Raw genomic sequence first — 26,272 nt, forward strand, 5'->3', positions numbered from 1 at the left:
CACGATGTCGGTGTCATCTGTTGTCCGCCCGCTGGGATCACCCTCCGGCGGGTCCGCTCTCGTCTCGGGGTTGGACGCCTTCCTCGACTCCGGGCGGTGTCGGCCGCGGCTCCTGGGGCTGGGCGAGCCCACCCACGGTGTCGAGGCCTTCCCCCGTCTGCGCAACCGGGTGTTCCGTCACCTGGTGGAGCGGTGGGGGTACCGGTCGATCGCGGTCGAGAGCGACTGCCTGGCGGGGCTGGCGGTGGACGCCTATGTCCGAGGAGGCGACGGTGACCTGGACGAGGTCCTGTCGACCGGCTTCAGTCACGGCTTCGGTGAGCAGGCCGCCAACCGGGAACTCCTGGAGTGGATGCGCGGGTACAACGGGGGGCGGGAACCGGCCGACCGGGTCGGGTTCCACGGGTTCGACGGCCCGCTCGAGATCTCGGGTGCGGCGGGTCCGCGCACCGCTCTGGCCGGGCTGCACGCCTACCTGGCGGCCCGCCTGGACCCGGGCCGGATCCCGCACGGCTGGGAGCGTGTGGACGCACTGGTCGGGGACGAGGGGGAGTGGACCGAACCCGCCGCGATGATGGACCCCGGCCGGTCGATCGGCGGGAGCGCACGGGCGCGGGAGCTGAGAATCGTCGCCGAGGACCTGGCCGGGCTGCTGTGGTCCGAGGCTCCGGCCCTGGTGGCGGCCGGTTCCCGTGCGGAGTACCGGCGGGCGTGTCTGTTCGGGCGTACCGCCCGGGGTCTGCTGCGGTACCACGCGGTCATGGCGGACTCCTCGGTCGACCAGGCCACGCGTGTGGGGCGGTTGGGGGGAGCCAGGGACGCCATGATGGCCGACCACCTGCTGGCCCTGGTGCGCGCCGAGCGGGACCGGGGACCGACGCTGGTCTTCGCCCACAACCAGCACCTGCGGCGCACGCGCGCCGCGATGACCATGGCGGGGGCGGAGGTGGGCTGGTGGTGCGCCGGGGCGGTCGCCGCGACGGCCCTGGGCGGGGAGTACGCGGTGATCGCCGCCGACGCCGGGACCGCCCCCTGGCCGGGCCTGGGGGATCCCGGGCCCGACACGGTGCGGGGGGTGCTGCGGGAGGCGACGCAGGACGCGGCGCTGTTCGCCGCCGACCGGGTGGCGGCCGCCCTGGACGGGAGGCCCGGAGGAACCGTAGCGGACACCGCGCGTGACTACCGCTACTTCCCGCTGGACCGTGCGGACCTGGGCGGGGTCGACGCGGTGGCCTTCCTCCAGGACGCGTCCTGCGGTACCGGTTGACAAAGGCGGTAGGTACCGGCCGTGGGGTCGGCGGCGGCCGCCGACCCCACGGTGCCGTTCCCGTGTCAGTACAGGTCGGTGCTGTGGGCGCCGACCAGGTCCCGCACGTGCCCGAGGACCTCCTCGGCGGGGCGTGGGTCGAGTCGGCGTCCGTCGCGCAGGCGCAGGGCGAGGTGGTCGTCGGCGGCCTCACGGGCGCCGATCACCGCCTGGTAGGGGACCAGCCGGGCCTGGCGGATCCGGGCGCCCAGGCTGCCGCGTCCGGGGTCCAGGACCTCGGCGCGCAGCCCGTGGTCGGCGCACCTGCGGGCGATGTCGCGGGCGTGGTCGTGCTGGTCGGCGGAGACCGGCAGGACGGCCACCTGGGTGGGGGCGAGCCAGGCCGGGAAGGCTCCGCCGTGCTGTTCGACCAGGTGCGCCACGGCCCGCTCCACGCTGCCGACGATGCTGCGATGGACCATGACCGGCCGGTGCCGGGCGCCGTCCGCGCCGACGTAGCGCAGGTCGAAGCGCTCGGGCTGGTGGAAGTCGACCTGGACGGTGGACAGGGTGGACTCGCGACCCGCGCCGTCGGTGACCTGCACGTCGATTTTGGGGCCGTAGAAGGCGGCCTCGCCCTCCTCCGCGTCGTGGGGCAGGCCGAGGTCGTCCAGGACCCGGGTCAGCAGGTCGGTGGCGCGGCGCCAGAGCCCGGGGGAGTCGACGTACTTGCCTCCGGGGCCGGGCAGGGAGAGCCGGTAGCGGGCCGGGGTGATGCCCAGGGCGGCGTAGGCCCGCCGGATCATCCCCAGCGCGGCCGCGGTCTCGTCGGCGACCTGGTCGAGGGTGCAGAAGACGTGCGCGTCGTTGAGCTGGATGGCCCGCACGCGGGTCAGCCCTCCGAGCACGCCGGACAGCTCGGAACGGTACATGGCGCCGAGTTCGGCGATGCGCAGGGGCAGGTCGCGGTGGCTGCGGGGGCGGGACCGGAAGATGAGCGCGTGGTGCGGGCACAGACTGGGCCGCAGGACGACCTGTTCGGACCCCAGCCGCATCGGCGGGAACATGTCGTCGCTGTAGTGCGACCAGTGGCCGGAGATCTCGTACAGTTCCCGTTTTCCCAGTACGGGTGAGTACACGTGGTGGTATCCGGCGCGCCGTTCCGCGTCGCGGACGTACTCCTCCAGGGTGTGGCGCACGGTCGCTCCGGCGGGCAGCCAGTAGGGCAGCCCTGACCCGATCAGCGGGTCGGTGTCGAACAGGTCCAGTTCCCGGCCGAGTGTGCGGTGGTCGTGCACGGTGGTCTCCTCGCGTTCGGGGGGCGAGTGACCGGACGACCAAGCCCCGGGGCACTCGCCCCGGGGCTTGGTGTCAGACAGTGATCAGCGCGCCGGGACCGGATCCGGCGTCGTCGTGACGGTGGCGCGCTGCTGCATGGTCGACACGGTAGCAAAGACCGCTCAGTGCGTGGGCGGCGCCGTGCTGGCGCGTTCGACGACCTGGCCCTGGACGGTCACCACGCGCGGTTCGTCGCTGGGTTCGCCGTCCAGTGCCAGGGCGGCGGCCCGGCGGCCCATGTCCTCCAGCGGGAGCCGCACCGTGGTCAGGGCCGGGCTGAGGTCGCGCAGGGTGGGGATGTCGTCGAACCCGGCCACCGACAGGTCCTCGGGAACGCGCAGCCCCAGGTCGCGCAGGGCCGCCATCGCACCGGTGGCCATGACGTCGTTGACCGCGAACAGGCAGGTGGCGTTGGTTCCCACGGTCATGAGGCGGCGGGTGGACTCGTAGCCGCCGTCGCGGGTGAAGGCGCCGTGGACCACGTTGTGGTGGGCCAGTTCCAGCCCGGCGGCCGAGAGCGTCGAGTGGAACCCGTCCAGGCGTTCGCGGGCGGTGCGCAGGTCGGTCGGACCGGCCAGGATCGCGAACTCGCGGTGGCCCTGGGCGATGAGGCGGCGGGCCAGGTCGGCCGCCCCGGTGTGGTTGTCGGGGCAGACGGTGTCGGCGGGCAGCCCCTGCTGGGACACGCACGCCACCCGGCCGCCCTGTCTGCGGAACGCGCCGATCTCCTCGGTCAGGCGGCGGTTGCTCCCCTCGTCGGTGGAGCGGGATCCGACCAGGATCACCGCGCGGGCCCGGTGCGCCCGCAGGGTGGCCAGGATCTGGCTCTCCTTCTGGGGGGAGCGTCCGGTGGTGCCCAGGACCAGGACCAGCCCCTGTTCCTCGGTGTGCCGGGTGACGCCCGAGGCGATCGAGGAGAAGTAGGGGTCGGCGATGTCGTGGACGATGAGCCCGACCAGCGAGCTGCTGTTGCGGGCCAGGGTCTGTGCCGAGGCGTTGGCCAGGTAGCCCAGTTCCCGTGCGCTGGTGGTCACCTTGTCGCGCAGGCGCTGGCTCACCTGCCGGGTGCTGCCGTTGATCACCCTCGACGCCGTGGCCAGGGAGACCCCGGCGTGCCGGGCGACCTGCTCCAGTGTCACGTGACCGGACTCCACGCCGTTTCGCCCCCTGCTGCGCGCCACGTTGGAAAACTCTTTCCCTTGTAGCGTAGCGGAGTCGTGCCCGCCACTTACGGACGGTCGGCCGCCGCACGGTCGGGCATCTGGTCGCGCCACGTGCGGGTGGGGTTCCAGCCCAGGGCGGTGCGGGCCCTGTCCGAGGAGAAGGCCGACCGGCCGTCGGCCAGGGCGGGGGCGGCGTCGGCGGTCGCGGGGTGGTGGCGCGGGAGCAGGGTGTCGATCGGTCCGGCGGCCAGCGGGTCGGGCGCCACGGCGTTGAACACCTGGCCGCCGGTCACCTTGTCGGGGTTCTCCACCACGAGCGCGAACAGTTCGGCGGCGTCGCGGGCGTCCACGTAGTTGAACAGGGACGTGGCGGCCAGGGCGGGGTCGGCCAGGCGCTCGGCCATGGTGTGGCCCTGCTGTGTGACCGCGCCGGCCCACTCCTCGGGGGCGACCACGTATCCGGGCCGTACGCACGAGAGCACGCAGTCGTCGGTGGTGCGGGCCAGCGCGCGCACGGTCTCCTCGATGATGGCCTTGCTCAGGCCGTAGGCGTGCCAGGGCTCGACCGGGTGGTCCTCGTCCAGCGGCAGGCGGCGGGGCCGCCAGGAGGGGGTGTTGTACCCGTAGACGGTGGGGCTGGAGGCGGCCACCGCCGAGTGCGCGCCGTGGGCCACCGCCCCGGAGAGCACCGCCCACGCCAGGCGGGTGTTGACCGACAGGGTGTCCAGGTCGGGGTGGGTGAAGGGCACCGCGATCCCGGCCAGGTGGACGACGGCCTCGGGGCGGGCCCGGGTGAGGACGTCCTCGCGGGCGGCCTCGTCGAGCAGGTCGGCGACGATCTCCTCCGCACCGGTGTCGGGGGAGGGGGAGGTGTCGGCCGAGACGACGTGGTGGCCGCGTTCGGTCAGGGTGGCCACGACACTGCGGCCGAGCCGTCCCGAGCCGCCGGTGACGAGGACGCGCATGGGCGCCGCCTTCCTGGGTCGGTTCTTCCTGGGTGCGGGGTGTGCGGGCGGGGCGGTCACGCCGGGTCGTGGGCGCGCCGGGCCAGGTCGCCGGGGTCGGTGGTGTGCCCGTCGTGGACCGCGGTGCGCAGCCTCCGCTCCAGGGTGGAGCCGCGGGGCACGGGCAGCCGGGTGTCCCAGGCCAGGGCGGGTCCCGCGCCGGGGTACTCCCGCGCGCGCAGGAACCAGGGGTCGGTGCGGGGGCCCGGCTGGAGGAGGACGAGGGTCCAGGGGGCGCCGTGGGCGGTGGTCCCGGCCATGGCGAGCCAGTCGGCGCGGGAGCCGTGCAGGGCCTTCTCCCCGTCGAGTCCCCCGGCGCCGGTGCAGGTGGGCGGGGTGGGGGCGGCGGGTGCGCGCCAGAACAGGCCGCCGTAGCCCGCGCCGGGGCGCCCGTGGGTGGCGGGGCTGCCCACGCTCAGGTCCCGGCCGCTGGTGTTGGTCAGCCGTACCCGCAGGTCCAGGACCCAGGTGCGCTCGTCCAGGGGCAGGGCGCGGGTGGTGCGCTCCTCCCTGAGCAGCTCCTGGCCCCCGGGGCCGGTCCACGACAGCACCTCCACGTGGTGGTCGGGTTCGCGGACCGTCCAGGCCACGTGGCTCTGGCGGCCGTGGTTGTCGAGCAGGACCGGTCCCCGGTCGGGGGTGAAGGTGGTGCCGCCCCAGAAGCTGGCCCCGGACACGTCGGGCACGGCCACGCTGACGCCGAGGTGGTGCGGATGGTCGTCGGGGTACTCCTCGGTGACCACCGTCCCGCCCGCGGTGCGGACGGGGTGCAGGTAGGGGCGGGGTGACAGGTGCGGTTCGGTCCGGCTGCCGTCCTGGAGGCGGGCCAGGACGGTGCCCCGGAGTGACAGGTCGACGGTGGTCACGTCCGGGCCTCCGTGGTGGGCTGGGGTGCTCGGTCTTCGGGGAGCCAGGCGGGGTCGAGTTCGGAGAAGAGCGCCAACTGTTCGGCGCTGCGGTGGACGAGGGTGTCGATTCCGGTGATCACGCGCCGGGTACCCTCGTGGCCCGGGCTGACCCGCTGGCGTGCGTCGGGGACCGCGACGGGGTCGGGGGCGGTGCGTACCGCCTCCAGTACGTGCATGAACGCGCGGGTGGCGCGGGGCGGGACCAGCAGCGGGGCGTTCCCGTCCACGTGGGCGAGGAGGTTCTCCAGCAGGCCGGTGCGCGGATGGGTGGTGGTCTCCGGGGCCCGGCCGGGGCGGTGGAGGGTGACCCGGTCCAGGGTGTAGTCGAGGTCGATCCGGCCGGCCGTGCCGTGGACGGTCAGCCGGGGCGGCAGGCTCTCCTGCGCGCACAGGGTCACGGCCACGGTGACGGGCGTGCCGTCGGGTGTGCGCACCCGCAGGCAGGAGGTGTCGTCGCTCTCGATGGGGTGGGCGTGGAACAGCTCCAGTTCGATGGCGGCCGGTGCGTCCGTGGCGGCTCCGGCCACGGACAGCGCGGTGGCCACCGCGTGCGCGAAGGGGTTGGTCAGGGCGCCGTCGACGACGTCGCGGCCGTCGAGTCGGCGCCGTCCCGCCCAGGGCGCCCGGTCGTAGTAGGCGGAGGTGCGGATCCACGTGCCCGCGCCGCCGATACCGCGGGGTTCTCCGACGGCCCCGTCGCCGATGAGCCGGCGGACGGTGTCCAGGGCGTGGGAGCCCAGGCTCTGGAAGCCGATCTGGCAGGCCAGACCCGAGGCGTCCACGGCTGCCGTGAGCTGGTCGAACTCGGCCAGGGTGGCGGTGGTGGGCTTCTCCAGCAGCACGTGGGAGCCGTGGTCGAGGGCGGTGCGGGCCAGCGGCAGGTGGGTGGGGATGGGGGTGGCGAGGATGGTCACGGTGGCACCGGTGGCGTCGATCGCCTCGCCCAGGTCGGCGAAGCGGGGGACGGCGCCGTGGCCCTCCAGGTCGTCGTCGGCGGCGGGGGGAGCGGGGTCGCAGACACCGGCCAGCCGCACGAGGCCGCGCTCGCTGAGGGGGAGCAGGGCTCTGAGGTGGTGGCGCCCGTGGCCGTGGACCCCGGCCAGCAGGATCGGGACGGGGGCGCTCACCGCCGGGCCCTGAGCAGGTCGTCGACCCTGACCGGGGCGCCTGAGGCGATGGAGGCGTTGGCGGCCAGGCCGGTGAGGAGCGCGTTGCCGCCGTCGGTGTGGTCGGGGCGGATGCCGTCGTCGGCGCCGCCGAACAGCGAGGAGAGCATGACCTGGTCGCCGCCGCCGTGGGCGCCCTCGCCGACCGCGATGGGGATCTCCTCGGGTGGTTGCCAGTGGCGCCGCAGCCGCAGGCGGGCGGTGGTGTTCTCCTTGGGGGCGGGCATGCCGCGCACCGGGGTGGTCGCGTCCTGGTGGGGGGAGGTGTACTCGAACTCGGTCATGTCCAGTTCCAGGCGTCCCCCGCTGCCGGTGAGGGAGATCCGGTAGCCCTCCCAGGGGGCGTAGGCGACCAGGTGGTAGCTCAGGCGGGCCCCGGTGTCGTAGGTGACCAGGACGGACATGTCGTCCTCGATGGTGATGCCGGGGCCGAAGACGTTCTGGTCGCGGTGGTAGCCGTCCTCGTGCTCGGCGTCCAGGTACAGGGCGCTGAGGTCGGGGCTGTCGCTCATGTGCAGGGCGAAGGGGTCGGCGTCGGCCGGGGACGAGCCGTGGGTGCGGCCGTAGTCGGCGGCCAGACCGTGGCGGCGCCCGTTGGCGTCGCCGTAGAAGAACAGGTCACCCCAGGCGAACACCTCGGTGGGGCGGGCGCCGATCCACCAGTTGACGAGGTCGAAGTGGTGGCTGGCCTTGTGGACGAGCAGGCCGCCGGACTGGTTCTTGTCGCGGTGCCAGCGGCGGAAGTAGTCGGCGCCGTGGCGCAGGTCCAGGAGCCACTCGAAGTGGACCGAGCCGACCTCACCGATGACGCCGGAGGCGACGAGCTCGCGCAACTGCCGGTGGACGGGGTTGTACCGGTAGTTGAAGCCGACGGTCACCCGGCCCCCGGTGCGGGCCTGGGCCTCGTTGATGCGGTGCAGCCCGTCGAGGTCGGCCGTGAGGGGTTTCTCGGTGATCGCGTCGACCCCGGCCTCCAGGGCGGCGACCACGTAGTCGGCGTGGGTGCGGTCGACGGTGCACACGATGACCTCGTCGACGTGCTCCTCGGCGAGCATGCGGGCGAAGCCGTCGGGGGTGTAGGTGGGAACCGTCTCGTACCCCGCGTCGGTGACGATCCGGTTGTGGAAGGCCATCCGGGTCCGGTTGGTGTCGCACAGGGCGACCAGCCGGCCCCGGTCCCGGTGGCTTCCGGTCAGCGCCCCGGTGTACATGCGGGCGCGGGACCCGGTTCCGACGATGGCGTACCTGCGTGGGGTGGTGTCGTTCACACACCGCAGGGTAAACGCTTTCCATGTCGTTCGACAAGGGCGAAGACCACCGTGGGGATCGTGCCGCGCGAGCTGTCGCCCTCGGCCGGGCGGGGCGGCACCGGGAACGGGGGGCGAAGCGCCCCTCCGGCGCCGCATCCGGCCTGGACCGGGGGCGCCGATCGGGTGCGGCGGGGAGGAAACCCGTCGTTGACACCCGTGTAACCCGATGCTAGAAACTGATCAATCTTAGTATCTGGATAGCGCTTACCAGGACGGCTTCGACCGATTCACCCCGTGTTCTCCCCCACACGGCCCACAAGCGCCCGTCCCCTCCGATCGAGATTGGCGGTCTCCAGTCATGAACCCAGGACCGAACACGCCCGCCACCGGGGCGCAGCCCCCACCGGGCGGTGGGGCTCCGTGAAAGCGCTGCTGGAACGCAAGCCCGCGGCGCAGACGGAGACCGACGCCCCCGCACCGCGCGCCGAGCGCCCCCGGAGCTCCGGGAACCGCACCAGGCGGGAGAACCTCGCCGCCTACGGCTTCCTGGCCCCGTGGTTCATCGGACTGCTCTTCATCACCGCGGGCCCGCTGCTGGCCTCCCTGTACTTCTCCTTCACCGACTACAGCCTCATCGGTGACCACGAGTGGGTCGGGTGGGACAACTACCGGCGGATGCTCGACGACGAACGGCTGTTCAGCGCGCTGAGGGTCACCTTCGTCTACGTGTTCACCTCGGTGCCGCTCCAGCTCGCCCTGGCACTGGCCCTGGCTCTGGTACTGGACCGGGGCGTGCGCGGCCTGGCGCTGTACCGGTCGGTGTACTACCTGCCCTCGCTGCTGGGCGGCAGCGTCGCGATCGCGATCCTGTGGCGGCAGGTCTTCGGTGCCAACGGCCTGATCAACCTGGTCCTGGGTTTCCTCGGGGTCGAGAACGCGCCGGGCTGGGTCTCCCACCCCGACTACGCGCTGGGCACGCTCATCGTGCTCAACGTGTGGACGTTCGGCGCCCCCATGGTGATCTTCCTGGCCGGTCTGCGGCAGATCCCCGCCATGTACTACGAGGCCGCGTCCGTGGATGGCGCCGGTCCGTTCCGCCGGTTCTGGAACATCACCGTCCCCATGCTCACCCCGATCATCTTCTTCAACCTGGTGTTGCAGATCATCAACGCCTTCCAGACCTTCACGCAGGCGTTCATCGTGAGCTCGGGCACCGGCGGCCCCTCGGACTCCACCCTCTTCTACACGCTCTACCTGTACCAGCGCGGCTTCGGCTCCTTCGACATGGGCTACGCCTCGGCGATGGCCTGGCTGCTGCTGGTGATCATCGGCGGGTTCACCGCGGTGAACTTCCTGGCTTCGAAGTACTGGGTCTTCTATGGCGACTGACACCACGGCCCCCACCCGGACACGGCCGACGACACGACAGGGCCAGGGGCGTTCGCGCGGCGAGCACGTCCGACGGCTGCTCACCCACATCGGCCTGGTCGCGGCCGGACTGGTGATGCTCTACCCGCTGCTGTGGATGCTCGCCAGTTCCTTCAAACCCACCGAGGAGATCTTCCGCGCCCCCGGCCTGATCCCGGAGACCTTCACCCCGGGCAACTACACCGACGGGTGGACGGCGCTCGAGTACCCGTTCCACCACTACCTGCTCAACTCGGCGATCGTGGTCGCCGGAGCGATCGTCGGCAACCTCATCGGGTGCTCGATGGCCGCCTACGCCTTCGCGCGGCTGGAGTTCCGCGGCAAGCGGCTGTTCTTCGCCGTCATGCTCGCCACGATCATGCTGCCGGTCCACGTGATCATCGTGCCGCAGTACATCCTGTTCTCCGAGCTGGACTGGATCAACACCTACCTGCCGCTGATCGTCCCCAAGCTCCTGGCCACCGACGGCTTCTTCGTCTTCCTGATGGTGCAGTTCATCCGCGGACTGCCCAAGGAACTGGACGAGGCCGCGCGCATCGACGGGTGCGGGCACGTGCGGATCTTCCTCCAGGTGATCCTGCCGCTGTCCCTGCCGGCCCTGGCCACCACCGCGATCTTCACCTTCATCTGGACCTGGAACGACTTCTTCAGCCAGCTGATCTTCCTGACCAGCCCGGACATGTACACCGTGCCCGTGGCGCTGCGCACCTTCGTCGACGCCACGTCGCAGACCTCGTGGGGTCCGCTGCTGGCGATGTCGGTGGTGGCGCTGGGGCCGGTCTTCGGATTCTTCCTGGCCGGCCAGCGGTACCTGGTCAAGGGCATCGCCACCACCGGAATCAAGTAGTCGAAGGGAAAACGAACCCATGCGAGCCATCCCCCGCGGCGGGCCCTCCCGCCGCCGCTCCGCCCTCCTGCCCCTCATCGCCGGGATGAGCGCCCTCGCCCTGACCGCCACCGCCTGCGGCGGCGGGGGAGGCGAGTCCGCGGACGGTGTGGTGGAACTGCGCTTCTCCTGGTGGGGAGCGGACGACCGGCACTCCACGACGCAGCAGGTGATCGACCTGTTCGAGGCCGAGAACCCCGACATCCGGATCGTCGGGGACTACAGCGACTGGTCGGGGTACTGGGACCGCCTGGCGACCAGCACCGCGGCGGGTGACGCGCCCGACATCATGACGCAGGAGGAGCGGTACCTGCGCGAGTACGCCGAACGCGGCGCCCTGGCGGACCTGGGCGAGTTGGCCGAGGTCCTGGACCTGTCGAGCATCGACCCCCTGGTCGCCGGGAGCGGTGACCTGGACGGGCGGACCTTTGGCGTGGCCACGGGTGTGAACGCCTACACGATCATGGCCGACACGCAGGCCTTCGAGGAGGCGGGCGTGGAGCTGCCCGACGACTCCAGTTGGACGTGGGAGGAGTACGTCGAACTCGCCGGGCAGATCAGCGAGGCCTCGGGCGGGGAGGTCGTGGGCGCCCAGAGCATGGCCTACAACGAGAACGGCTTCCAGATCTTCGCGCGGCAGCGGGGGGAGCGCCTCTACAACGAGGACGGCTCCCTGGGCTTCTCCCAGGAGACCCTGGAGGAGTGGTACGAGCTGACGGTGGAGCTGCTGGACAACGGCGGCCAGCCGAGCGCGTCGGAGAGCGTCGAGATCGAGGCGGGCGGCCCCGACCAGTCCGTCCTGGCGACCAACACGGGCGCGATGGCGCACTTCTGGACCAACCAGCTGGGCGGCCTGACGGGCTCGTCCGGGCGTGACCTCGAACTGCTGCGCTACCCCGGTGAGACCGAGGCGGACCGGACCGGCATGTTCTTCAAGCCGGCCATGTTCTACGCGATCTCGTCGGAGTCCGAGCACCCGGAGGAGGCCGCACGGTTCGTCGACTTCCTGCTCAACAGCCCGGAGGCGGCGGAGCTGATCCTGGCCGACCGGGGCCTGCCCGCCAACGTGGACGTGCGGGGGCAGATCACGGACGCGCTGTCGGAACCGGACGCGCGCAGCGCGGTGTTCCTGTCCGAGGTCGAGAGCACGGTCGTGGACGGCAACCCGCCGCCGCCGATCGGCGCCGGTGAGGTCGTGGAGATCACCAAGCGCATCGCCGACGATCTGGCGTTCGGCGACATCACCCCCGCCGAGGCGGCGGAGCGGTTCATGTCGGAGGTGGAGACGGCCACCGGTTCGGCCTGACGCCCGTTTTCCTGTGGGCCGTGCGGGAGCGCTCCCGCACGGCCCACAGCCGTGTGGGAGCGCTCCGCGCATCCGGTCCGCGGCGGCGGACCGCGGGTCCTATGCTCGGCGAAGGTCCGATCATCACCCCCTGGAGGTTCCCGTGTCCGTGCAGCCCGCCCGTCACCGGGCCTCGGGGTTGGCCTTCGCCCTGGCCGCGGCGTTGGCGTTCGGTGGCGCCGGGGTGGCGGCCCGGCCGTTGCTGGGGGCGGGGATGGAACCGTTGCAGGTGACGTGGTTGCGGGTGGCGGGAGCCGCGCTGGTGCTGGCGCCGGTCGCGGTCGTGCACTGGCGGCTGCCGTCGCGGCGGCCGTGGCTGGTATTGGGGTACGGGGTGGTGCCCATGGCGGGGGTGCAGGCGCTGTACTTCGGGGCGGTCGCGCGGATCCCGGTGGGGGTGGCGCTGCTGATCGAGTTCCTGGGCCCGGTGTTGGTGCTGGCGTGGTTCCGGGTGGTGCGCCGTACCCGGGTGTCTGCGGCGGCGATGGTGGGCGTGGTGCTGGCCGTGGCCGGTCTGGGGCTTCTGCTGGAGGTGTGGGCGGGGATGCGCCTGGACCCGGTGGGCGTGGGGCTGGCGTTGGGGGCCGCCGCGGCGCAGGCGGGGTTCTTCCTGTTGTCGGACGCCACGGGTGAGGACGCCGATCCCCTGGCGGTGATCGCGTTCGGCGCGGTGGTCGCCGCGGTTGTGCTGGGGGTGCTCGCGCGGCCGTGGACGCTTCCGTGGCGGACGTTGGGTGAGGCGTTGCCGTTGGGCGGGGCGGCGGTGCCGGGGTGGGCGCTGGTCGTGTGGTTGGCGGTGGTCAGTACCGCCGTGGCCTACGCCGTGGGGGTGATGGCGGTACGGCGGTTGTCGCCCCAGGTGGCGGGTGGTGTGGCCTACCTGGAGGTGGTGACGGCCATCGTGTTGGCGTGGGTGCTGTTGGGTGAGGCGTTGGGCCCGGTCCAGGCGGTGGGCGCGGTGGTGATCGTGGTCGGGGCGTTCGTGACCCAGACGGCGGTGCCGTCGGGGTCGACGGGCTCGGCGGGGACCGCCGATCGGAGCGGAGGGGGCGCGGCCGAGCCCGTGCCGGAGGAGGGTTGACCGGCGGCGCGGTCAGCGCGTGAGCGCGGTGAGGTCGAGTTCGGCCCAGGCGACGTCGTGCCAGGCGTCGTGCTTGTGGCCGACGCGGTGCATGGTGCCGACGGTGGTGAAGCCCATGGCGCGGTGGAGGGCGAGGCTGGCGTCGTTGGGCAGGGTCATGCAGGCCACGGCGGTGCGCATGCCGCGTGCGGCGAGTGCGGGCAGGAGGGCGCGGTAGAGGGCGCTGCCCCGGCCGGAGCCGCGGTGGGCGGGGTCGAGGTAGACGCTGACCTCGCACGACCAGGCGTAGGCGGCACGGGCGCGGAAGGGGCCGCCGTAGGCGTAGCCGACGACCTTGTCGTCCTCCTCCAGGACGAGCCAGGCGTGGTGGCGTTGGGCGGCGGTGATGCGCTGGGCCATCTCCTGGGCGTCGGGTGGGGTGAGTTCGAAGGTGATAGCGGTGTCGGTGGTGTAGGGCGCGTAGATCGCGGCGCAGGCGGCGGCGTCGCCGGAGGTGGCGTCGCGTACGTGGGTGGTGACGGTCCTCATGGTTCATCATGGTAAATCATCTGTGCACTATAGTGAACGCATGAGTGATCAACTGGGCTCCGCCCTCGCCGAGACCCTGCGCGATCTGCGTACCGCCCGCGGGCTGACCGGTGCCGCCCTGGCCGAGCGCGCGGGGGTGTCGCGGGCGATGGTCAGCCGGATCGAGCACGGGGACGTGCAGCCCACGGCGGTGCTGCTCGGCCGGTTGTCGGCCGCGTTGGGGATCACGCTGTCGGAGCTGATCGCCCGCGCCGAGCACGAGGACCGACGGTTGGCCCGCGCGTCCGACCAACCGGTGTGGACCGACCCCGAGACCGGCTACCGTCGGCGGGCGCTGTCCCCGCAGGCGGGCGGTGCGATGGAGTTGATCGAGGTCGAGCTGCCGCCGGGGGCGCGCGTGGCCTATCCGGCCGACGCCTACGCCCTGCGCCACCACCAGGTCTGGGTGATCCGGGGCTCCCTGGCCTTCACCGAGGGTTCGGTGGAGCACCGGCTCGGGACCGGTGACTGCCTGGAGTTGGGCGCGCCCGCGCCGTGCGTGTACCACAACCCGACCGACGCGGCCTGCCGCTACCTGGTGGCGATCACGCGTCGTCACCCCTGACCCGGGGCGGAGGCGATCACGGGTGGGCGTCGACGAGGGCGCCCAGGGCGGCCACCCCCTCGCGGATGGCCGTCTCGGTGCGTCCGGCGTAGCCCAGGACGAGTCCGGGCGGTCCCGGGCGCTGGCGGTGCCAGGTGAGCGGGTGCGTCTTGACGCCGCGGTCCAGTGCTGCGGCGGCCAGGTCGGTGTCGGTGACGGGGGCGTCGAGGGTGACGGTCAGGTGGAGTCCCGCGGCGGCGCCGTGGACGCGGGCCCGCGGCAGGTGGGTGCGCAGGGCGTCGATCATGGTGTCCCTGCGGCGGCGGTGGCGTCCGCGCAGGGTCCGCAGGTGGCGTTCGAGGTCGCCTGAGGCCATGAGGTGGGCCAGGACCAGCTGCGGCAGTGTCGCGTTGCCCAGGTCGTCGAAGCGTTTGGCCTCGACCAGGGCGGGGCGCAGGTGCGGTGGGGCCACGATCCAGCCCAGGCGCAGGGCGGGGGCGAGCAGTTTGGACACGCTGCCGGCGTAGCAGACCCGGTCGGGCGCGGCGGAGGCCAGGGCGGGGACGGGGCGCCGGTCGTAGCGGTGTTCGGCGTCGTAGTCGTCCTCGATGACCAGTCCTCCCTCGACCGCCCACCGGACCAGGTCGCGGCGGCGGCGCCCGCCGAGGACGACGCCGGTGGGGAACTGGTGGGCGGGGGTGACCAGGACCGCGGTGGCGCCGGTGGCGCGCAGGGCGTCGACGCTGATGCCCTCCTCGTCGACCGGGACGGGCGGGGTGCGCAGTCCGGCGTGGTCGAGGTGGTGCCGTACGCCCAGGGACCCGGGGTCCTCCACGGCGACCGTGTCGGTTCCCCGGTGGCGCAGGACCGCTCCGAGGAGGCCGAGGGCCTGGGCGGTGCCGGAGACGACGAGGACGTCCTCGGGCCGGGCGCGGATGCCGCGGGTGCGGGCGAGCCAGTGGGTGAGGGCGGTGCGCAGCCGCGGGGCGCCCTGGGGGTCGCCGTAGCCGAGTTCGGTGGCGCTGGTGTCGGCCAGGACGGCGCGTTCGGCGCGCAGCCAGGCGGCGCGGGGGAAGGCGGCCAGGTCGGGGACCCCGGGGGACAGGTCGACGCGGGCGCGGGCCCGGCGCAGGCGGTCGAACACGTCCGGGCGGGGGTGGGGGGAGAAGAGGGTGCGTGGGGCGGGTTCGGAGCTGGGGCGGTGGGTGCGCTCCGGTGGGGGAGCCGTGGCCGACATGACGACGGTTCCGGCCCGTCCCCGGCCGCGGACGCGGCCGTCCTCGGCCAGGCGCCGGTAGGCCTCGGCGACCACGCCGCGGGACACGCCCAGGTCGGTGGCGAGGGTGCGGGTGGCGGGTAGGCGGCTGCCCCGGGGCAGGTCGCCGCGGTCGATCGCGGTGCGGATCCGGTCGGTGAGCCAGTCGGTGAGGTGGCCGGATGGGGCGTGGGCGGGGTGGAGGTTGAGGAAGTCGGCACCCACCGGTTTGGACCTGTCGGATACGGCTTCATTGGACCTGTTCACTGGTCCATTGTGGCGGAAGGCTGGGGGCATGCACACAGCCGTTCCCTTGTTCAGACACCGCTTCCCGTCCGTTCCCGTGCGCGGGGAGGTGGCGGTGTGAGCGTGGAGTTCCTGTTGACCGCGCTGGTGGTGGTGGCCGTGCCGGGGCCCGGGGTGTTGTACACGGTGGGGGCGGGGTTGTCGCGGGGGACGCGGACGGCGGTGTTGGCGGCGTTCGGGTGCACGTTGGGCATCGTCCCGCACGCGTTGGCCGCGGTGACGGGTGCTGCGGCGCTGCTGCACGCCAGCGCGACGGCCTTCCAGGTGCTCAAGTACGCGGGGGTGGCCTACCTGCTGTTCATGGCCTGGAGTACGTGGCGTGACCGGGGGGCGCTGGCCGTGGAGGGCGGAGCCCCCCGGTCGGGGGTGCGGTTGGTCGTCTCGGGTGTGCTGCTCAACCTGCTCAACCCCAAGCTCACGATCTTCTTCCTGGCGTTCCTGCCGCAGTTCGTGGACTCGGGTGCGGACGGGCCGCTGGCGCGCATGCTCGCCCTGAGCGGGGTGTTCATGGCGCTGACGTTCGCGGTGTTCACGGTCTACGGGCACCTCTCGGCTCTGGTGCGCGACCGGGTGGTGGGCGACGAGCGCGTGCTGGTCTGGTTGCGGCGTGGTTTCGCGGGGGCGTTCGCCCTGCTGGGACTGCGGCTGGCGGCGGCGCAGCCCTGAGGTTCGACCGGCGGGGGTCCGTCGACGCGGGCGGCCCCGCCGTGGTTCGGGTCGGTGTCAGTCCCGCTGGCCGTGGTCGGTCGCGGTGGGGGCGAGGCGGCGTTCGATCCCGTCCAGCAGCGCCTCCAGTCCGAACCGGAGTGTCTCCCAGGCCTCCTGTTCGAGGTAGGGCTCGTTGTCGTTGTCGTTGGTGAAGGCGCCCTCCTCGGCCATGGCGGTGAGGGTGGGGAAACGGTCGGCGAAGTCCGGTGCGACCTCCTCCAGCTGCGCCGAGCGCGCGTACCACCACTCGTCCTCGGCCATGCCCGTGGCGGTGTGGGCCTGGCGGGCCTCGGCGCTGGTGCGGACCAGTCCGCGGGTGAGGTTGTACAGGCTGCCGAAGGCGTTGCGGATGTCGCCGGAGGCGAGTCCGGCCCGGCGCAGGACCAGGGCCAGGGCCTCGAAGACCCGGTACTCGTGGGGGCCCAGGACGGGGCGGGCGTGGGAGACCTGGAGTGTCCAGGGATGGCGCAGGCTGAACCGCCACAGGTGTTCGGTCCAGGCGGTGGCGGCGGCCCGCCAGTCACGGTGGGTGCCGTGTTCGACCCTGTCGGCCAGTTCGGCGAAGGCGTGGTCGTACATGAGGTCGACGAGCTCGTTCTTGCTGGCGACGTAGGTGTACAGGGACATCGCCGACCGTTCCAGGCGCTCGCCCACCGCACGCATGGACAGGGCCGTCATGCCCTCCTCGTCGGCCACGGCGATGGCCGTCTCCACGACCAGGTCCACGCTCAGTTCGGGGCGGGGGCCGGGGGCGGGGGCCGGGTTCCGTTCCGGATCCGCGGCCCCTCGCCACAACAGCGCCATGGACCGGCGCGCGTCCCCCTGCCCGGCGTAGACGACCACGGCTTCCTCCTTCGGTTCGCCACTGCTCCGGGTGATCACTTTAGTGCATAAGGAGATGTTCCCCTTCCGGGCGTTCTCCGCCTGTCTCCGTATGGCGTAAACTGTCGCTTTCCATCATTGGTTTACCCCCTAAGGATTTGTGAGGACCAGCGTGCGCCCCGACCCCCTCGCCCTCGCGGACACCCACGACACCATCCAGGTCAGAGGTGCCAGGGAGAACAACCTCACCGACGTTTCCGTGGACATCCCCAAACGCAGGCTCAGCGTCTTCACCGGTGTGTCCGGATCGGGGAAGTCCTCACTGGTGTTCGGCACGATCGCCGCCGAGTCCCAGCGTCTGATCAACGAGACCTACACGACCTTCGTGCAGTCGTTCATGCCGAGTCTGGGCCGACCCGACGTGGACACCCTGCGCAACCTCAGCGCGGCGATCGTGGTCGACCAGGAGCGCATGGGCGCCAACTCCCGCTCCACCGTCGGTACCGCCACCGACGCCGCCGCCATGCTGCGGATCGTCTTCAGCCGGGCGGGCAGCCCGCGGGTGGAGCCCTCCAGCGCGTTCAGCTTCAACAACGCCGAGGGGATGTGCGGCGAGTGCGAGGGGTTGGGCCGCACCCGGCGCGTGGACGTCGAGGAGCTGGTGGACCGGGACCTGTCACTGAACGAGGGCGCCATCACCGTGCCCGGATTCGCGGTCGGCAACTGGTACTGGCAGTCGATGGCCCACTCCGGTCTGCTCGATCCGGACCTGCGGTTGCGCGACTACTCGCCCGAGCAGTGGGAGACCTTCCTGAACGCGCCCGCCACACGCGTCAAGGGGGAGAGCAACTCCTTCACCTACGAGGGTCTGCTGGTGAAGATCAAGCGCACCCACCTGTCCAAGGACCGTGAGGCCATGCAGCCCCACATCCGCGCGTTCGTGGACCGGGCGGTGACCTACGCCAGCTGCCCCGAGTGCGGGGGGAGCCGGCTCAACGCCAGGGCGCGGTCCGTGCGGCTCCGGGGGCGCAGCATCGCCGAGTGCGCGGCCATGCAGATCGACGACCTGGCCGCGTTCGTGCGCACCATCGACGACCCCTCGGTCAAACCCCTGGTGGACAACCTCGGCCACACCCTGGACTCCCTGGTGGACGTGGGGCTGGGGTACCTGAGCCTGGACCGGGAGTCGGGGACCCTGTCGGGCGGGGAGGCCCAACGGGTGAAGATGGTCCGCCACCTGGGGTCCAGCCTCAGCGACGTCACCTACGTCTTCGACGAACCCACGGTCGGCCTGCACCCGCACGACATCGAGCGGATGAACCGCCTGCTGCTGGGGCTGCGGGACAAGGGCAACACGGTCCTGGTCGTCGAGCACAAACCGGAGACGGTCGCCATCGCCGACCACGTCGTCGACCTGGGCCCGGGGGCGGGGCCCGACGGGGGCCGGATCACCTACACCGGGGACGTGGCGGGGCTGCGCGCCTCGGACACCCTGACCGGCCGCCACCTGGACCACCGGGTCGCCCTGCGCGGGACGGTCCGCACCCCCACCGGGGTCATCCCCATCACCGGGGCCGACGCCCACAACCTGCGCGACGTGAGCGTGGGCATCCCGCTCGGCGTGCTCACCGCGGTCACCGGCGTGGCCGGTTCGGGCAAGAGCTCACTCATCCACGGGGCCCTGCCCGGCCGTGAGGGGGTGGTCGTGGTCGACCAGTCACCGATCCGCGGCTCCCGGCGGTCCAACCCGGCCACCTACACCGGGCTGCTCGACCCGGTCCGCACCGCCTTCGCCCGCGCCAACAAGGTCAAGGCGTCGCTGTTCAGCGCCAACTCCGAGGGGGCCTGCCCCGAGTGCAAGGGCGCCGGGGTCGTCTACACCGACCTGGCGATGATGGCGGGGGTGGCCTCCACCTGCGAGCGGTGCGAGGGCACCCGGTTCCGTTCCGAGGTCCTCACCCACACGCTGCGGGGCAGGAACATCAGCCAGGTGCTGGCCATGTCGGTGGAGGAGGCGCGCGGGTTCTTCACCACCGGCCAGGCGCGCGCGGTCCTGGACCGGCTGCACGACGTGGGCCTGGGGTACCTGGGGTTGGGCCAGCCCCTGACCACGCTGTCGGGAGGTGAGCGCCAGCGCCTGCGGCTGGCCGTGCACATGGCCAAGGAGGCGTCGGTGTACGTGCTGGACGAACCGACGAGCGGGCTGCACCCGGCCGACGTGGACCGGTTGCTGGCGCTGTTGGACCGGCTGGTGGACGCCGGTGGGACGGTGGTGGTGATCGAGCACCACCAGGCGGTCATGGCGCACGCCGACCACATCGTGGACCTGGGGCCGGGAGCCGGGCACGACGGAGGGCGGATCGTGTTCGAGGGCACGCCCGCACGGATGGTCGCCGAGGCCGACACCCTCACCGCCCGGCACCTGCGCGCCTACCTGGAACGGTAGTTCGGTTCCGATCCACCCCCGGTGTGGACGCCGGGGCACGCCCGGATGGGACGGGTAGCGGACGGCACCCTCATCCGACGGGGGTGTGGTGCGTCGGGCCGCCCGCGCCGGGAGGTTCCGGTGCGGGCGGCGCCGCGGCTCACGGTACCGGCGGGACCGCACGTGTCCGGGAACCGCACGGGTCGGGGGCGTCCAGGGGCAGGGAGGCGACGACCTCGAAGCCGCCGTCGGCCCGCGGGCCGACGCGGAGGGAGCCTCCGTGGGCGGCGACCCGCTCACGCATGCCGACGAGCCCGTGCCCGGTGCCGGGCCGGGCGCCGGGCGGGGCGGGTGCGCCGCGGCCGTCGTCGCACACGCGGATCTCCAGGGCGTCGTCGCCCATCCGCAACCGTACCCGGGCCCGTGCGGGGCCGGCGTGCCTGCGGATGTTGGTGAGCGCCTCCTGCACGACGCGGTAGGCGGCCAGTTCCACGCCGGGCGGCAGGTTCCGGCGGTTCCCGGCCACGGTGAGTTCCACGGGCAGGCCGGAGCCCCGTGCGTCCGCGACCAGCTGGTCGAGTCGGTCCAGGCCCGGTTGCGGCGCGTAGGGCTGGTCTCCGGTCCCGTCCTGGCGCAGGACGCCCAGCATGTGCCGCATCTCGGTCAGGGCGGCGCGGCCGGTGCCGCGGATCGTTTCGAGGGCCTGTTCGGCGAGGTCGGGGCGGGCGCGCAGGCTGTGGGCGGCCCCGTCAGCCTGCACCACCATCACGCTGAGGCCGTGCGAGACGACGTCGTGCATCTCCCGGGCGATCCTGGCCCGTTCCTCGGCCGCCGCGAGCCGCGCCCGGTGTTCGCGCTCACACTCCAGGAGCCGGGTGCGCTCCTCCAGCGCCGCCACGTAGGCGCGGCGGACGCCGGTGGTGCGCCCCCAGACCCACACGGTCGCGATCAGGACCGTGCAGGTGAGCAGGTTGAACGCGTACTGTCTCGGGTCGGACTCCCAGCGCAGGAGGGTCGCGGCGACGCCGGCCTCCAGGGTCGCCGCCGCCGCGACGGACACGCGCCGGTCGCCGCGTGCGGCGAGGTTGTGCAGCGCGAGCAGCAGCATGGCGCTGGAGTAGGTCGGAAGCACCCCCAGCCACCACTGGACGAGGGCGGTCAGGGCCATGGCCGCGAACACCCCGGTGGGGTGGTTCCGGCGGGCGAGATAGGGCAGGCACAGCCCCGCGGACAGCACCACGTCGAGATGGGGCGGGTGCGCCGGGACGTAGGCGGCCTGGATCGGGAGGTTGACCAGGAACACGGCCACGGCCACCGTGCCGTCGAGGAGGTGGGGGTGGTGTCGTGTCCACGCGCGCACGGTGCCGTCCATCACCTCACCCTAGGTCCGCCGGGGCCGTCACCGGATGTCACGCCGGTCCAGGAGGGCGGCGGCACCGGCGGTGAGTACGGCGGTGAGCGCGAGGGCGGCCGCCGCGGGGACGGCCAGGGAACCGGTGGTGACGGTCCCGGTGTCGGCGAACATGCCCGTTCCCAGCTGGGTGGCGCGGCTGAGCAGACCGTACGGCAGGGCCACCGCCGCCGCGTCGAGCCGCGCCATCAGCAGGACCGTCCCCACCGCGGCCCCGAGAAGTGCCACCGCGATGGGGGCCGCGAAGGACCGCATGAGCATCGACAGAGCGGACTGGAGGGCCGCCACCGGCAGGCACGCCAGCACGATCACCGCGCTGACCAGGAGGTACCGGGGTGGCAACATCCCGGGGAGCGCGAACACCACCTTGCCGACCATGACGACGCCCGCCACCAGTACGGCCTGCGTGGCCGCCGCGAGCACGGCCAGCGCCGTCGTCTTGCCGAGCACCACGTGCAGGCTCGACACCGGCCGCCCCATCAGCGCGTTCCAGTTGCCGCCCCGGTGTTCGGCCCGCCACACCAGTGAGGCCAGCAGGGCCACGCCGACGGCCAGGGGGAACAGGCCGTAGAAGACCACCACGCGCATCCACAGGGTGTGCCAGTCGTCCTGGAGCGGCTGGTCGCCCGTGACCGTGTCGGCTGCGCCGGTGGCCACGGCCATGAGGGGCAGGAATACCACCACCGTCCAGGTCAGCGAACGGCGCAGTTTGAGGAACTCGGCTCGGACGGCGCCCATCACCGCTCCTTCCGGTCGAGCAGGCGGGTGGCGATCAGGAACAGTGCGCCGCCCGCGACCGCCAGGGCGGCCGCGCTCGCGTACGACGGGTTCAGTGCGACGGCGCCGGATGTGCGGAGGTCGACGGGTGTGACCAGGGCGTAGTACCCCCAGGGCGGTAGGAGGTGGGCCAGCCACGCGGGCATCCCCGTGGCGGAGACGGTGACGAACACCCCCAGGACCCCCGTTCCCAGCACCACGAGCTGGTTCTCCACATGTGCCGACAGCAGCAGGTGGAGCGCGAGGAGCACCAGGTGCACGGTGAGTGCCGCCGCAGTGTAGCCGAGCCACAGCCCGGCCGGGAAGGGCGCCGCGACGCCGACCAGCGGCCCGATCGCGGCCACCAGGCCGCTCTGGGCCAGGGTGGCCGCCGCCACGACCGCTCCGACCGCCGCGAACTTGGCCCGGCACAGCTGCCCGGGGGCCAGTCCCGCGGTGCGCGACGCCAGCCAGCCGTTGCCCTGGTGCTCGATGTCCACCTGGCGGCTGGCCAGGACCGCCAGCAGGAGGGGCGAGACCGTCGCCACGGCCGTCGACAGGGAGCCGAGCAACCAGTACCAGGCGCGCCCGGAGGGATCCCCGGCCGATTCCAGGAGGCCTGGTGTTCCCAGCGCATGGAACGACAGCAGCAGAACACCGGACACCAGGAGGACCGCGACGGGCACCACACGCAGGCGGCGCATCTTGGCGAACTCGTTCAGCACGGCGCGCCCGGTCACAGACCCCGCCCCCCGGTCAGGTCCATGAACACGTCCTCCAGGGACCGGGCGTCGCGGCGCACGCCGTACACGTCGACGTGTTCGTGCACGAGGTGGGCGACCACGCGCGCGGTGGCCTCGTGGTCGAGGCCGGGCAGGCGCACGGCGGTCCCGTGGCGTGTCGCTCCCCAGGAGGCGGCCAGGCGGGCCGCGCGTTCGGGCTCGGGGGTGTCGACCAGGACGTCGGGGGTGGAGCGGGCCAGCAGTTGGTCGCGGGTTCCCTGGAAGAGGAGTCGGCCGTCGGCGAGGATGCCGAGGACCGTGGCGGTGCGGTCGATCTCGTCCAGCAGGTGGCTGGAGACCATGACGGTGGTGCCCTCGTCGGCCAGGCGGGTGAGCAGTGCGCGGATCTCGTCGATGCCGGCGGGGTCGAGGCCGTTGGTGGGTTCGTCGAGGACGAGGAGCCGGGGGCGGCGGGCCAGTGCCATCGCGATGCCCAGCCGCTGCCTCATGCCCAGGGAGTAGTCGCGGACGCGTTTGTCGAGTTGGGCGTGCAGGCGCACGGTGTGCACCGCGTGGTCGACCTGCGCGTCGGTCAGGTCCAGCAGGCGCTGGACCAGGCGCATGTTCTCGCGTCCGGTCAGGTGGGCGTAGGCGGGCGGGGACTCGATGAGGGAGCCGATGTCGCCCAGCAGGGCGCGGCGGGTGGAGCGTCGCATGGGGCGGCCCATGACGTGGATCTCGCCGGTGGTGGGGCGTACCAGTGACAGGAGCATCTTCATCGTGGTCGTCTTCCCCGACCCGTTGGGGCCGAGGAAGCCGTAGACGCACCCTGTCGGCACGCGCAGTTCCAGGTTCTCGACGACCGGGCGGCGGCCGTACGTCTTACCGAGGGCGTGGGTGCTGATGATGTGGGTCACGGGTTCATCGTGTCGGTCACGGCGCGGCCGGTCGTCGGACCGGGGGACGATCTTCGCGGTCGTCCCCCGGGAGGACCCGACGCGCCGAAGGTCACGGCGGCGTGGCGGAGCGGGGTGTGGACCCGGTGTCCGCGCGCTCGTGCGCGGGAGTCCGGGACCGGTGCGCGTCGGCCAGGCCGGTCTCGTGGGCGACCACCACCGCCTGCACCCGGTCGCGCAGGCCGAGTTTGGTGAGAATCCGTCCCACATGTGTCTTGACCGTGGTCACGGACACGAACAGGCGGTCGGCGATCTCGGTGTTGGACAGGCCGCGGGCCACGAGGGTGAGTACCTCGCGTTCGCGGGGTGTGAGCGCATCGAGCCGTTCGGGGCGGTAGGGCGGCGCGTCCGCGGTGTGCGGCGGTCGGACGTGGCGGTCGATCAGCCGCCGGGTCGTGCTGGGGGCCACCACCGCCTCTCCCGAGTGCACGGAGCGGATCGCCGAGATCAGCTCCTCCGGTCGGGCGTCCTTGAGCAGGAACCCGCCGGCTCCCGCGCGCAGGGCCGCGTAGGCGTACTCGTCCAGGTCGAAGGTGGTCAGGATGAGTACGCGCGGGCCGCCGGCGGTGTGCAGGCGGCGGGTCGTCTCCACACCGTCCAGGCGGGGCATCCGCACATCCATCAGGACGACGTCGGCGGTGAGGGTGCCCAGCAGCTCCAGGGCGGTGTCGCCGTCGGCGGCCTCGCCGACGACGCGGATGCCGGGCTGCGCGTCCAGGACCATGCGAAAGCCCGTCCGGACCAGGTCCTGGTCGTCGACGAGGGCGACGCGGATCGGCGCGCCGGTCCTCTCCTGCGGTGTGTCCACGGTGCCGCCTCTCCCGTCGCCCGTGCCCGGTCGCTCTGCTCTCGCAGCCTACGGTCCCGCGGTGGGGCGGGGCCGCCTCCCCGGTGTGGCGCCACCGGGGAGGCGGGGTCGGTGGTGGTGGCCCGGTTCAGGGGGCGTGGGACGGTTCGGGTTCGTCGGTGGCGAACTGGGTGCGGTACAGCTCCGCGTAGCGGCCGCCGCGGGCGAGCAGTTCGTCGTGGGTGCCGCGTTCGGTGATCCGTCCGCCCTCGACCACCAGGATGGCGTCGGCGGCGCGGATGGTGGACAGGCGGTGGGCGATGACCAGGGAGGTACGACCGCGCATGGCCTCGGCCAGGGCGCTCTGGACGGCGGCCTCGGAGGTGGAGTCCAGGGCGGAGGTGGCCTCGTCGAGGATGACCACCTCGGGGTTGGTCAGCAGGAGGCGGGCGATGGTCAGGCGCTGGCGTTCGCCGCCGGAGAAGCGGTAGCCGCGTTCGCCGACGACGGTGTCCAGTCCGTCGGGCAGGGCGGAGACGAGGGTGTCCAGGCGGGCGCGGCACAGGGCGCCCCACAGGTCGGCGTCGGTGGCGTCGGGGCTGCCCAGGGTCAGGTTGGCGCGGATGCTCTCGTGGAAGAGGTGGCCGTCCTGGGTGACCATGCCCAGGGTCTGGCGGAGGGTGTCGAAGGTCAGGTCGCGCACGTCGTGCCCGCCGAGGCGGACGGTGCCGGAGTCGGTGTCGTAGAGGCGGGGGGCGAGTTGGGCGATGGTGGACTTGCCCGCCCCGGAGGAGCCGACGAGGGCGACCATCTGGCCCGGTTCGACGCGGAAGGACACGCCGTGCAGGACGGGGCCGTCGCTGGTGGTGTCGAGGGTGGGCACCTCCTCCAGTGAGGCCAGGGACACCTTCTCCGCGCTGGGGTAGCCGAAGGTGACGTCGTCGAACTCCAGGGAGGTGGGGGCCCGGGGCAGGGCGCGAGCGCTGGGGTGTTCGGCGACCAGGGGTGTGAGGTCGAGGATCTCGAACACGCGGCCGAAGCTGACCAGGGCGCTCATGACCTCGACGCGGGCGCCGGCCAGCGCGGTGAGGGGGGCGTACAGGCGGGTGAGGAGCATGCCCATGGACACGACCGTGCCCGCGTCCAGCTGCCCGCGCAGGGCGTAGAGGCCGCCCAGCCCGTAGACCAGTGCCAGGGCGAGGGCGGAGACCAGGGTCAGGGCGGTGAAGAAGACCTCCTGGACCATGGCGGTGCGCACGCCGATGTCGCGGACGCGTCGGGCGCGCCGGGCGAACTCGGCGGACTCCTCGTGGGGGCGGCCGAAGAGTTTGACCAGGGTGGCTCCGGGGGCGGAGAAGCGTTCGGTCATCTGGGTGCTCATGGCCGCGTTGTGCACGGTGCGTTCGCGTTCGATGCGGGCCAGGCGGGCGCCCATACGTCGGGCGGGCAGGACGAACACGGGGAGCAGGAGCAGGGCGATCAGGGTGATCTGCCAGGACAGGCTGACCATGACCGCCAGTGCCAGGACGAGGGTGACGAGGTTGCTGATGACGCCGGACAGGACGTCGCTGAAGGCGCGTTGGGCGCCGATGACGTCGTTGTTGAGGCGGCTGACCAGGGCCCCGGTGCGTGTGCGGGTGAAGAAGGCCACCGGCATGCGCTGGACGTGGTCGTAGACGGTGGTGCGCAGGTCGAGGATGAGCCCCTCGCCGATACGTGCCGAGAGCCAGCGCACGACCAGTGCCAGGGCCGCCTCGGCGACGGCGATGGCCGCGATGGCGGCGGCCATCAGGAGGATGGGGCGCAGGGCGGAGCCGTCGATGATGGCGTCGACGACGTGTCCGGCCAGGAGCGGGGAGGCGACGGCGAGGGCGGCGGTGGCCACGCTCAGGGTGAGGAACCAGGTGAGGTGGCGGGCGTGGGGGCGGGCGAAGGAGGCGATGCGCCGTAGGACGGGCGGGGAGAAGGGGCGCTGGTCCTCTCGGGCGTGCATGGCGTGGTAGATGGAGTTCCACGCGGCCATTTCCATGCTCATGGGTTCGTGGGGCGGGGCCCCGGCCTCCTCGGTGTGCGGTGTGGGCGGTGACCGTCACCGGTGCGGGCGGGTGTTGCGCCGCGCCCGGTTCGGTTACCACCGACCGTAGAACCTCAACCATTATTGAGGTCAACTGTGCGCGGAGGGAGGTGGCCGCCTGGAC

General features: G+C 72.6%; 23 protein-coding genes. 8 read left to right on the top strand and 15 right to left on the bottom strand.

Going from position 1 to position 26,272, the window contains the following annotated elements:
* Positions 1–4 precede the first annotated feature (4 nt).
* On the top strand, positions 5–1,267 hold the full coding sequence (locus tag ACTVAJ_RS04025; RefSeq protein ID WP_470386667.1) for an erythromycin esterase family protein: 1,263 nt from the start codon (positions 5–7) through the stop codon (positions 1,265–1,267).
* Positions 1,268–1,332: 65 nt separating this feature from the next.
* Here the strand turns inward: ACTVAJ_RS04025 and thrS are convergent, their stop codons facing one another.
* From thrS to ACTVAJ_RS04055, 6 genes are all read right to left on the bottom strand, one after another.
* The gene (gene thrS / locus ACTVAJ_RS04030) at positions 1,333–2,625 is read right to left on the bottom strand and encodes a threonine--tRNA ligase (RefSeq protein ID WP_470386958.1); all 1,293 of its coding nucleotides are present in this window, start codon (positions 2,623–2,625) and stop codon (positions 1,333–1,335) included.
* A gap of 81 nt (positions 2,626–2,706) precedes the next feature.
* Entirely contained in the window at positions 2,707–3,738 is a 1,032-nt protein-coding gene (locus ACTVAJ_RS04035) for a LacI family DNA-binding transcriptional regulator (protein WP_470386959.1), read from the bottom strand.
* A 74-nt stretch (positions 3,739–3,812) separates the two neighbouring features.
* On the bottom strand, positions 3,813–4,712 hold the full coding sequence (locus tag ACTVAJ_RS04040) for an NAD-dependent epimerase/dehydratase family protein (RefSeq protein WP_470386668.1): 900 nt from the start codon (positions 4,710–4,712) through the stop codon (positions 3,813–3,815).
* Between the two features lie 56 nt (positions 4,713–4,768).
* A complete protein-coding gene (locus ACTVAJ_RS04045; protein ID WP_470386669.1) occupies positions 4,769–5,617 on the bottom strand; it encodes a DUF6807 domain-containing protein in 849 nt (282 codons plus the stop codon).
* The gene (locus ACTVAJ_RS04050) at positions 5,614–6,786 is read right to left on the bottom strand and encodes a Gfo/Idh/MocA family protein (protein WP_470386670.1); all 1,173 of its coding nucleotides are present in this window, start codon (positions 6,784–6,786) and stop codon (positions 5,614–5,616) included. The genes ACTVAJ_RS04045 and ACTVAJ_RS04050 overlap by 4 nt, the downstream gene beginning before the upstream one ends.
* Positions 6,783–8,093 (bottom strand): Gfo/Idh/MocA family protein, encoded by a 1,311-nt coding sequence (locus tag ACTVAJ_RS04055; protein WP_470386671.1) that lies wholly within the window; start codon positions 8,091–8,093, stop codon positions 6,783–6,785. Before ACTVAJ_RS04055 ends, ACTVAJ_RS04050 begins: the two co-directional genes overlap by 4 nt.
* A 402-nt stretch (positions 8,094–8,495) precedes the next feature.
* Between ACTVAJ_RS04055 and ACTVAJ_RS04060 the strand changes: the two genes are divergently transcribed.
* The 4 genes from ACTVAJ_RS04060 to ACTVAJ_RS04075 all read left to right on the top strand — a co-directional run bounded on the left by ACTVAJ_RS04060 (position 8,496) and on the right by ACTVAJ_RS04075 (position 12,815).
* Positions 8,496–9,464, top strand: a complete 969-nt coding sequence (locus ACTVAJ_RS04060) for a carbohydrate ABC transporter permease (RefSeq protein WP_470386672.1) — start codon at positions 8,496–8,498, stop codon at positions 9,462–9,464.
* Positions 9,454–10,350: a carbohydrate ABC transporter permease gene (locus ACTVAJ_RS04065; protein WP_470386673.1), complete on the top strand. Its 897-nt coding sequence runs from the start codon at positions 9,454–9,456 to the stop codon at positions 10,348–10,350. The genes ACTVAJ_RS04060 and ACTVAJ_RS04065 overlap by 11 nt, the downstream gene beginning before the upstream one ends.
* Positions 10,351–10,369: 19 nt before the next feature.
* On the top strand, positions 10,370–11,695 hold the full coding sequence (locus ACTVAJ_RS04070) for an ABC transporter substrate-binding protein (RefSeq protein WP_470386674.1): 1,326 nt from the start codon (positions 10,370–10,372) through the stop codon (positions 11,693–11,695).
* Positions 11,696–11,837: 142 nt separating this feature from the next.
* Positions 11,838–12,815: an EamA family transporter gene (locus tag ACTVAJ_RS04075; protein ID WP_470386676.1), complete on the top strand. Its 978-nt coding sequence runs from the start codon at positions 11,838–11,840 to the stop codon at positions 12,813–12,815.
* Between the two features lie 12 nt (positions 12,816–12,827).
* Here ACTVAJ_RS04075 and ACTVAJ_RS04080 read toward each other — a convergent pair whose 3' ends face one another.
* The gene (locus ACTVAJ_RS04080) at positions 12,828–13,343 is read right to left on the bottom strand and encodes a GNAT family N-acetyltransferase (protein ID WP_470386677.1); all 516 of its coding nucleotides are present in this window, start codon (positions 13,341–13,343) and stop codon (positions 12,828–12,830) included.
* Positions 13,344–13,383: 40 nt separating this feature from the next.
* Here ACTVAJ_RS04080 and ACTVAJ_RS04085 point away from each other — a divergent pair, with 40 nt between their 5' ends.
* A complete protein-coding gene (locus tag ACTVAJ_RS04085; protein ID WP_470386678.1) occupies positions 13,384–13,947 on the top strand; it encodes a helix-turn-helix domain-containing protein in 564 nt (187 codons plus the stop codon).
* Positions 13,948–13,963: 16 nt separating this feature from the next.
* Here ACTVAJ_RS04085 and pdxR read toward each other — a convergent pair whose 3' ends face one another.
* Entirely contained in the window at positions 13,964–15,448 is a 1,485-nt protein-coding gene (gene pdxR, locus ACTVAJ_RS04090) for a MocR-like pyridoxine biosynthesis transcription factor PdxR (RefSeq protein ID WP_470386679.1), read from the bottom strand.
* Positions 15,449–15,544: 96 nt separating this feature from the next.
* On the opposite strand from pdxR, the gene ACTVAJ_RS04095 reads away from it, so the two are divergent.
* On the top strand, positions 15,545–16,153 hold the full coding sequence (locus ACTVAJ_RS04095; RefSeq protein WP_470386680.1) for a LysE family translocator: 609 nt from the start codon (positions 15,545–15,547) through the stop codon (positions 16,151–16,153).
* 57 nt (positions 16,154–16,210) lie between these two features.
* Here the strand turns inward: ACTVAJ_RS04095 and ACTVAJ_RS04100 are convergent, their stop codons facing one another.
* The gene (locus tag ACTVAJ_RS04100) at positions 16,211–17,038 is read right to left on the bottom strand and encodes a TetR/AcrR family transcriptional regulator (RefSeq protein ID WP_470386681.1); all 828 of its coding nucleotides are present in this window, start codon (positions 17,036–17,038) and stop codon (positions 16,211–16,213) included.
* Between the two features lie 151 nt (positions 17,039–17,189).
* Between ACTVAJ_RS04100 and ACTVAJ_RS04105 the strand changes: the two genes are divergently transcribed.
* A complete protein-coding gene (locus ACTVAJ_RS04105) occupies positions 17,190–19,463 on the top strand; it encodes an ATP-binding cassette domain-containing protein (RefSeq protein ID WP_470386682.1) in 2,274 nt (757 codons plus the stop codon).
* Positions 19,464–19,602: 139 nt separating this feature from the next.
* Here ACTVAJ_RS04105 and ACTVAJ_RS04110 read toward each other — a convergent pair whose 3' ends face one another.
* The 6 genes from ACTVAJ_RS04110 to ACTVAJ_RS04135 form a co-directional block, all read right to left on the bottom strand.
* Entirely contained in the window at positions 19,603–20,814 is a 1,212-nt protein-coding gene (locus ACTVAJ_RS04110; protein ID WP_470386683.1) for a sensor histidine kinase, read from the bottom strand.
* A gap of 27 nt (positions 20,815–20,841) precedes the next feature.
* Complete coding sequence (locus ACTVAJ_RS04115) at positions 20,842–21,591, bottom strand: ABC transporter permease (protein WP_470386684.1); 750 nt, start codon at positions 21,589–21,591, stop codon at positions 20,842–20,844.
* Positions 21,591–22,334 carry an ABC transporter permease gene (locus tag ACTVAJ_RS04120; protein WP_470386685.1) on the bottom strand — a complete coding sequence of 248 codons (744 nt, stop codon included), beginning with the start codon at positions 22,332–22,334 and terminating at the stop codon, positions 21,591–21,593. Before ACTVAJ_RS04120 ends, ACTVAJ_RS04115 begins: the two co-directional genes overlap by 1 nt.
* An 11-nt stretch (positions 22,335–22,345) precedes the next feature.
* Positions 22,346–23,248 (bottom strand): ABC transporter ATP-binding protein, encoded by a 903-nt coding sequence (locus ACTVAJ_RS04125; RefSeq protein WP_470386686.1) that lies wholly within the window; start codon positions 23,246–23,248, stop codon positions 22,346–22,348.
* A 91-nt stretch (positions 23,249–23,339) separates the two neighbouring features.
* On the bottom strand, positions 23,340–24,095 hold the full coding sequence (locus ACTVAJ_RS04130) for a response regulator (RefSeq protein ID WP_470386687.1): 756 nt from the start codon (positions 24,093–24,095) through the stop codon (positions 23,340–23,342).
* 127 nt (positions 24,096–24,222) lie between these two features.
* The gene (locus ACTVAJ_RS04135; RefSeq protein ID WP_470386688.1) at positions 24,223–26,109 is read right to left on the bottom strand and encodes an ABC transporter ATP-binding protein; all 1,887 of its coding nucleotides are present in this window, start codon (positions 26,107–26,109) and stop codon (positions 24,223–24,225) included.
* Positions 26,110–26,272: the final 163 nt, after the last annotated feature.

Source organism: Nocardiopsis sp. KDC1DS13DA1 (genome assembly GCF_055632325.1).

What these genes read in the sequence shown, in the direction of transcription:
- ACTVAJ_RS04025 (WP_470386667.1), top strand. Translation starts at nt 5, where the DNA reads ATGTCGGTGTCATCTGTTGTCCGCCCGCTGGGATCACCCTCCGGCGGG.
- ACTVAJ_RS04040 (WP_470386668.1), bottom strand. Translation starts at nt 4,712, where the DNA reads ATGCGCGTCCTCGTCACCGGCGGCTCGGGACGGCTCGGCCGCAGTGTC.
- ACTVAJ_RS04065 (WP_470386673.1), top strand. Translation starts at nt 9,454, where the DNA reads ATGGCGACTGACACCACGGCCCCCACCCGGACACGGCCGACGACACGA.
- ACTVAJ_RS04070 (WP_470386674.1), top strand. Translation starts at nt 10,370, where the DNA reads ATGCGAGCCATCCCCCGCGGCGGGCCCTCCCGCCGCCGCTCCGCCCTC.
- ACTVAJ_RS04080 (WP_470386677.1), bottom strand. Translation starts at nt 13,343, where the DNA reads ATGAGGACCGTCACCACCCACGTACGCGACGCCACCTCCGGCGACGCC.
- ACTVAJ_RS04085 (WP_470386678.1), top strand. Translation starts at nt 13,384, where the DNA reads ATGAGTGATCAACTGGGCTCCGCCCTCGCCGAGACCCTGCGCGATCTG.
- ACTVAJ_RS04110 (WP_470386683.1), bottom strand. Translation starts at nt 20,814, where the DNA reads ATGGACGGCACCGTGCGCGCGTGGACACGACACCACCCCCACCTCCTC.
- ACTVAJ_RS04115 (WP_470386684.1), bottom strand. Translation starts at nt 21,591, where the DNA reads ATGGGCGCCGTCCGAGCCGAGTTCCTCAAACTGCGCCGTTCGCTGACC.
- ACTVAJ_RS04135 (WP_470386688.1), bottom strand. Translation starts at nt 26,109, where the DNA reads ATGAGCATGGAAATGGCCGCGTGGAACTCCATCTACCACGCCATGCAC.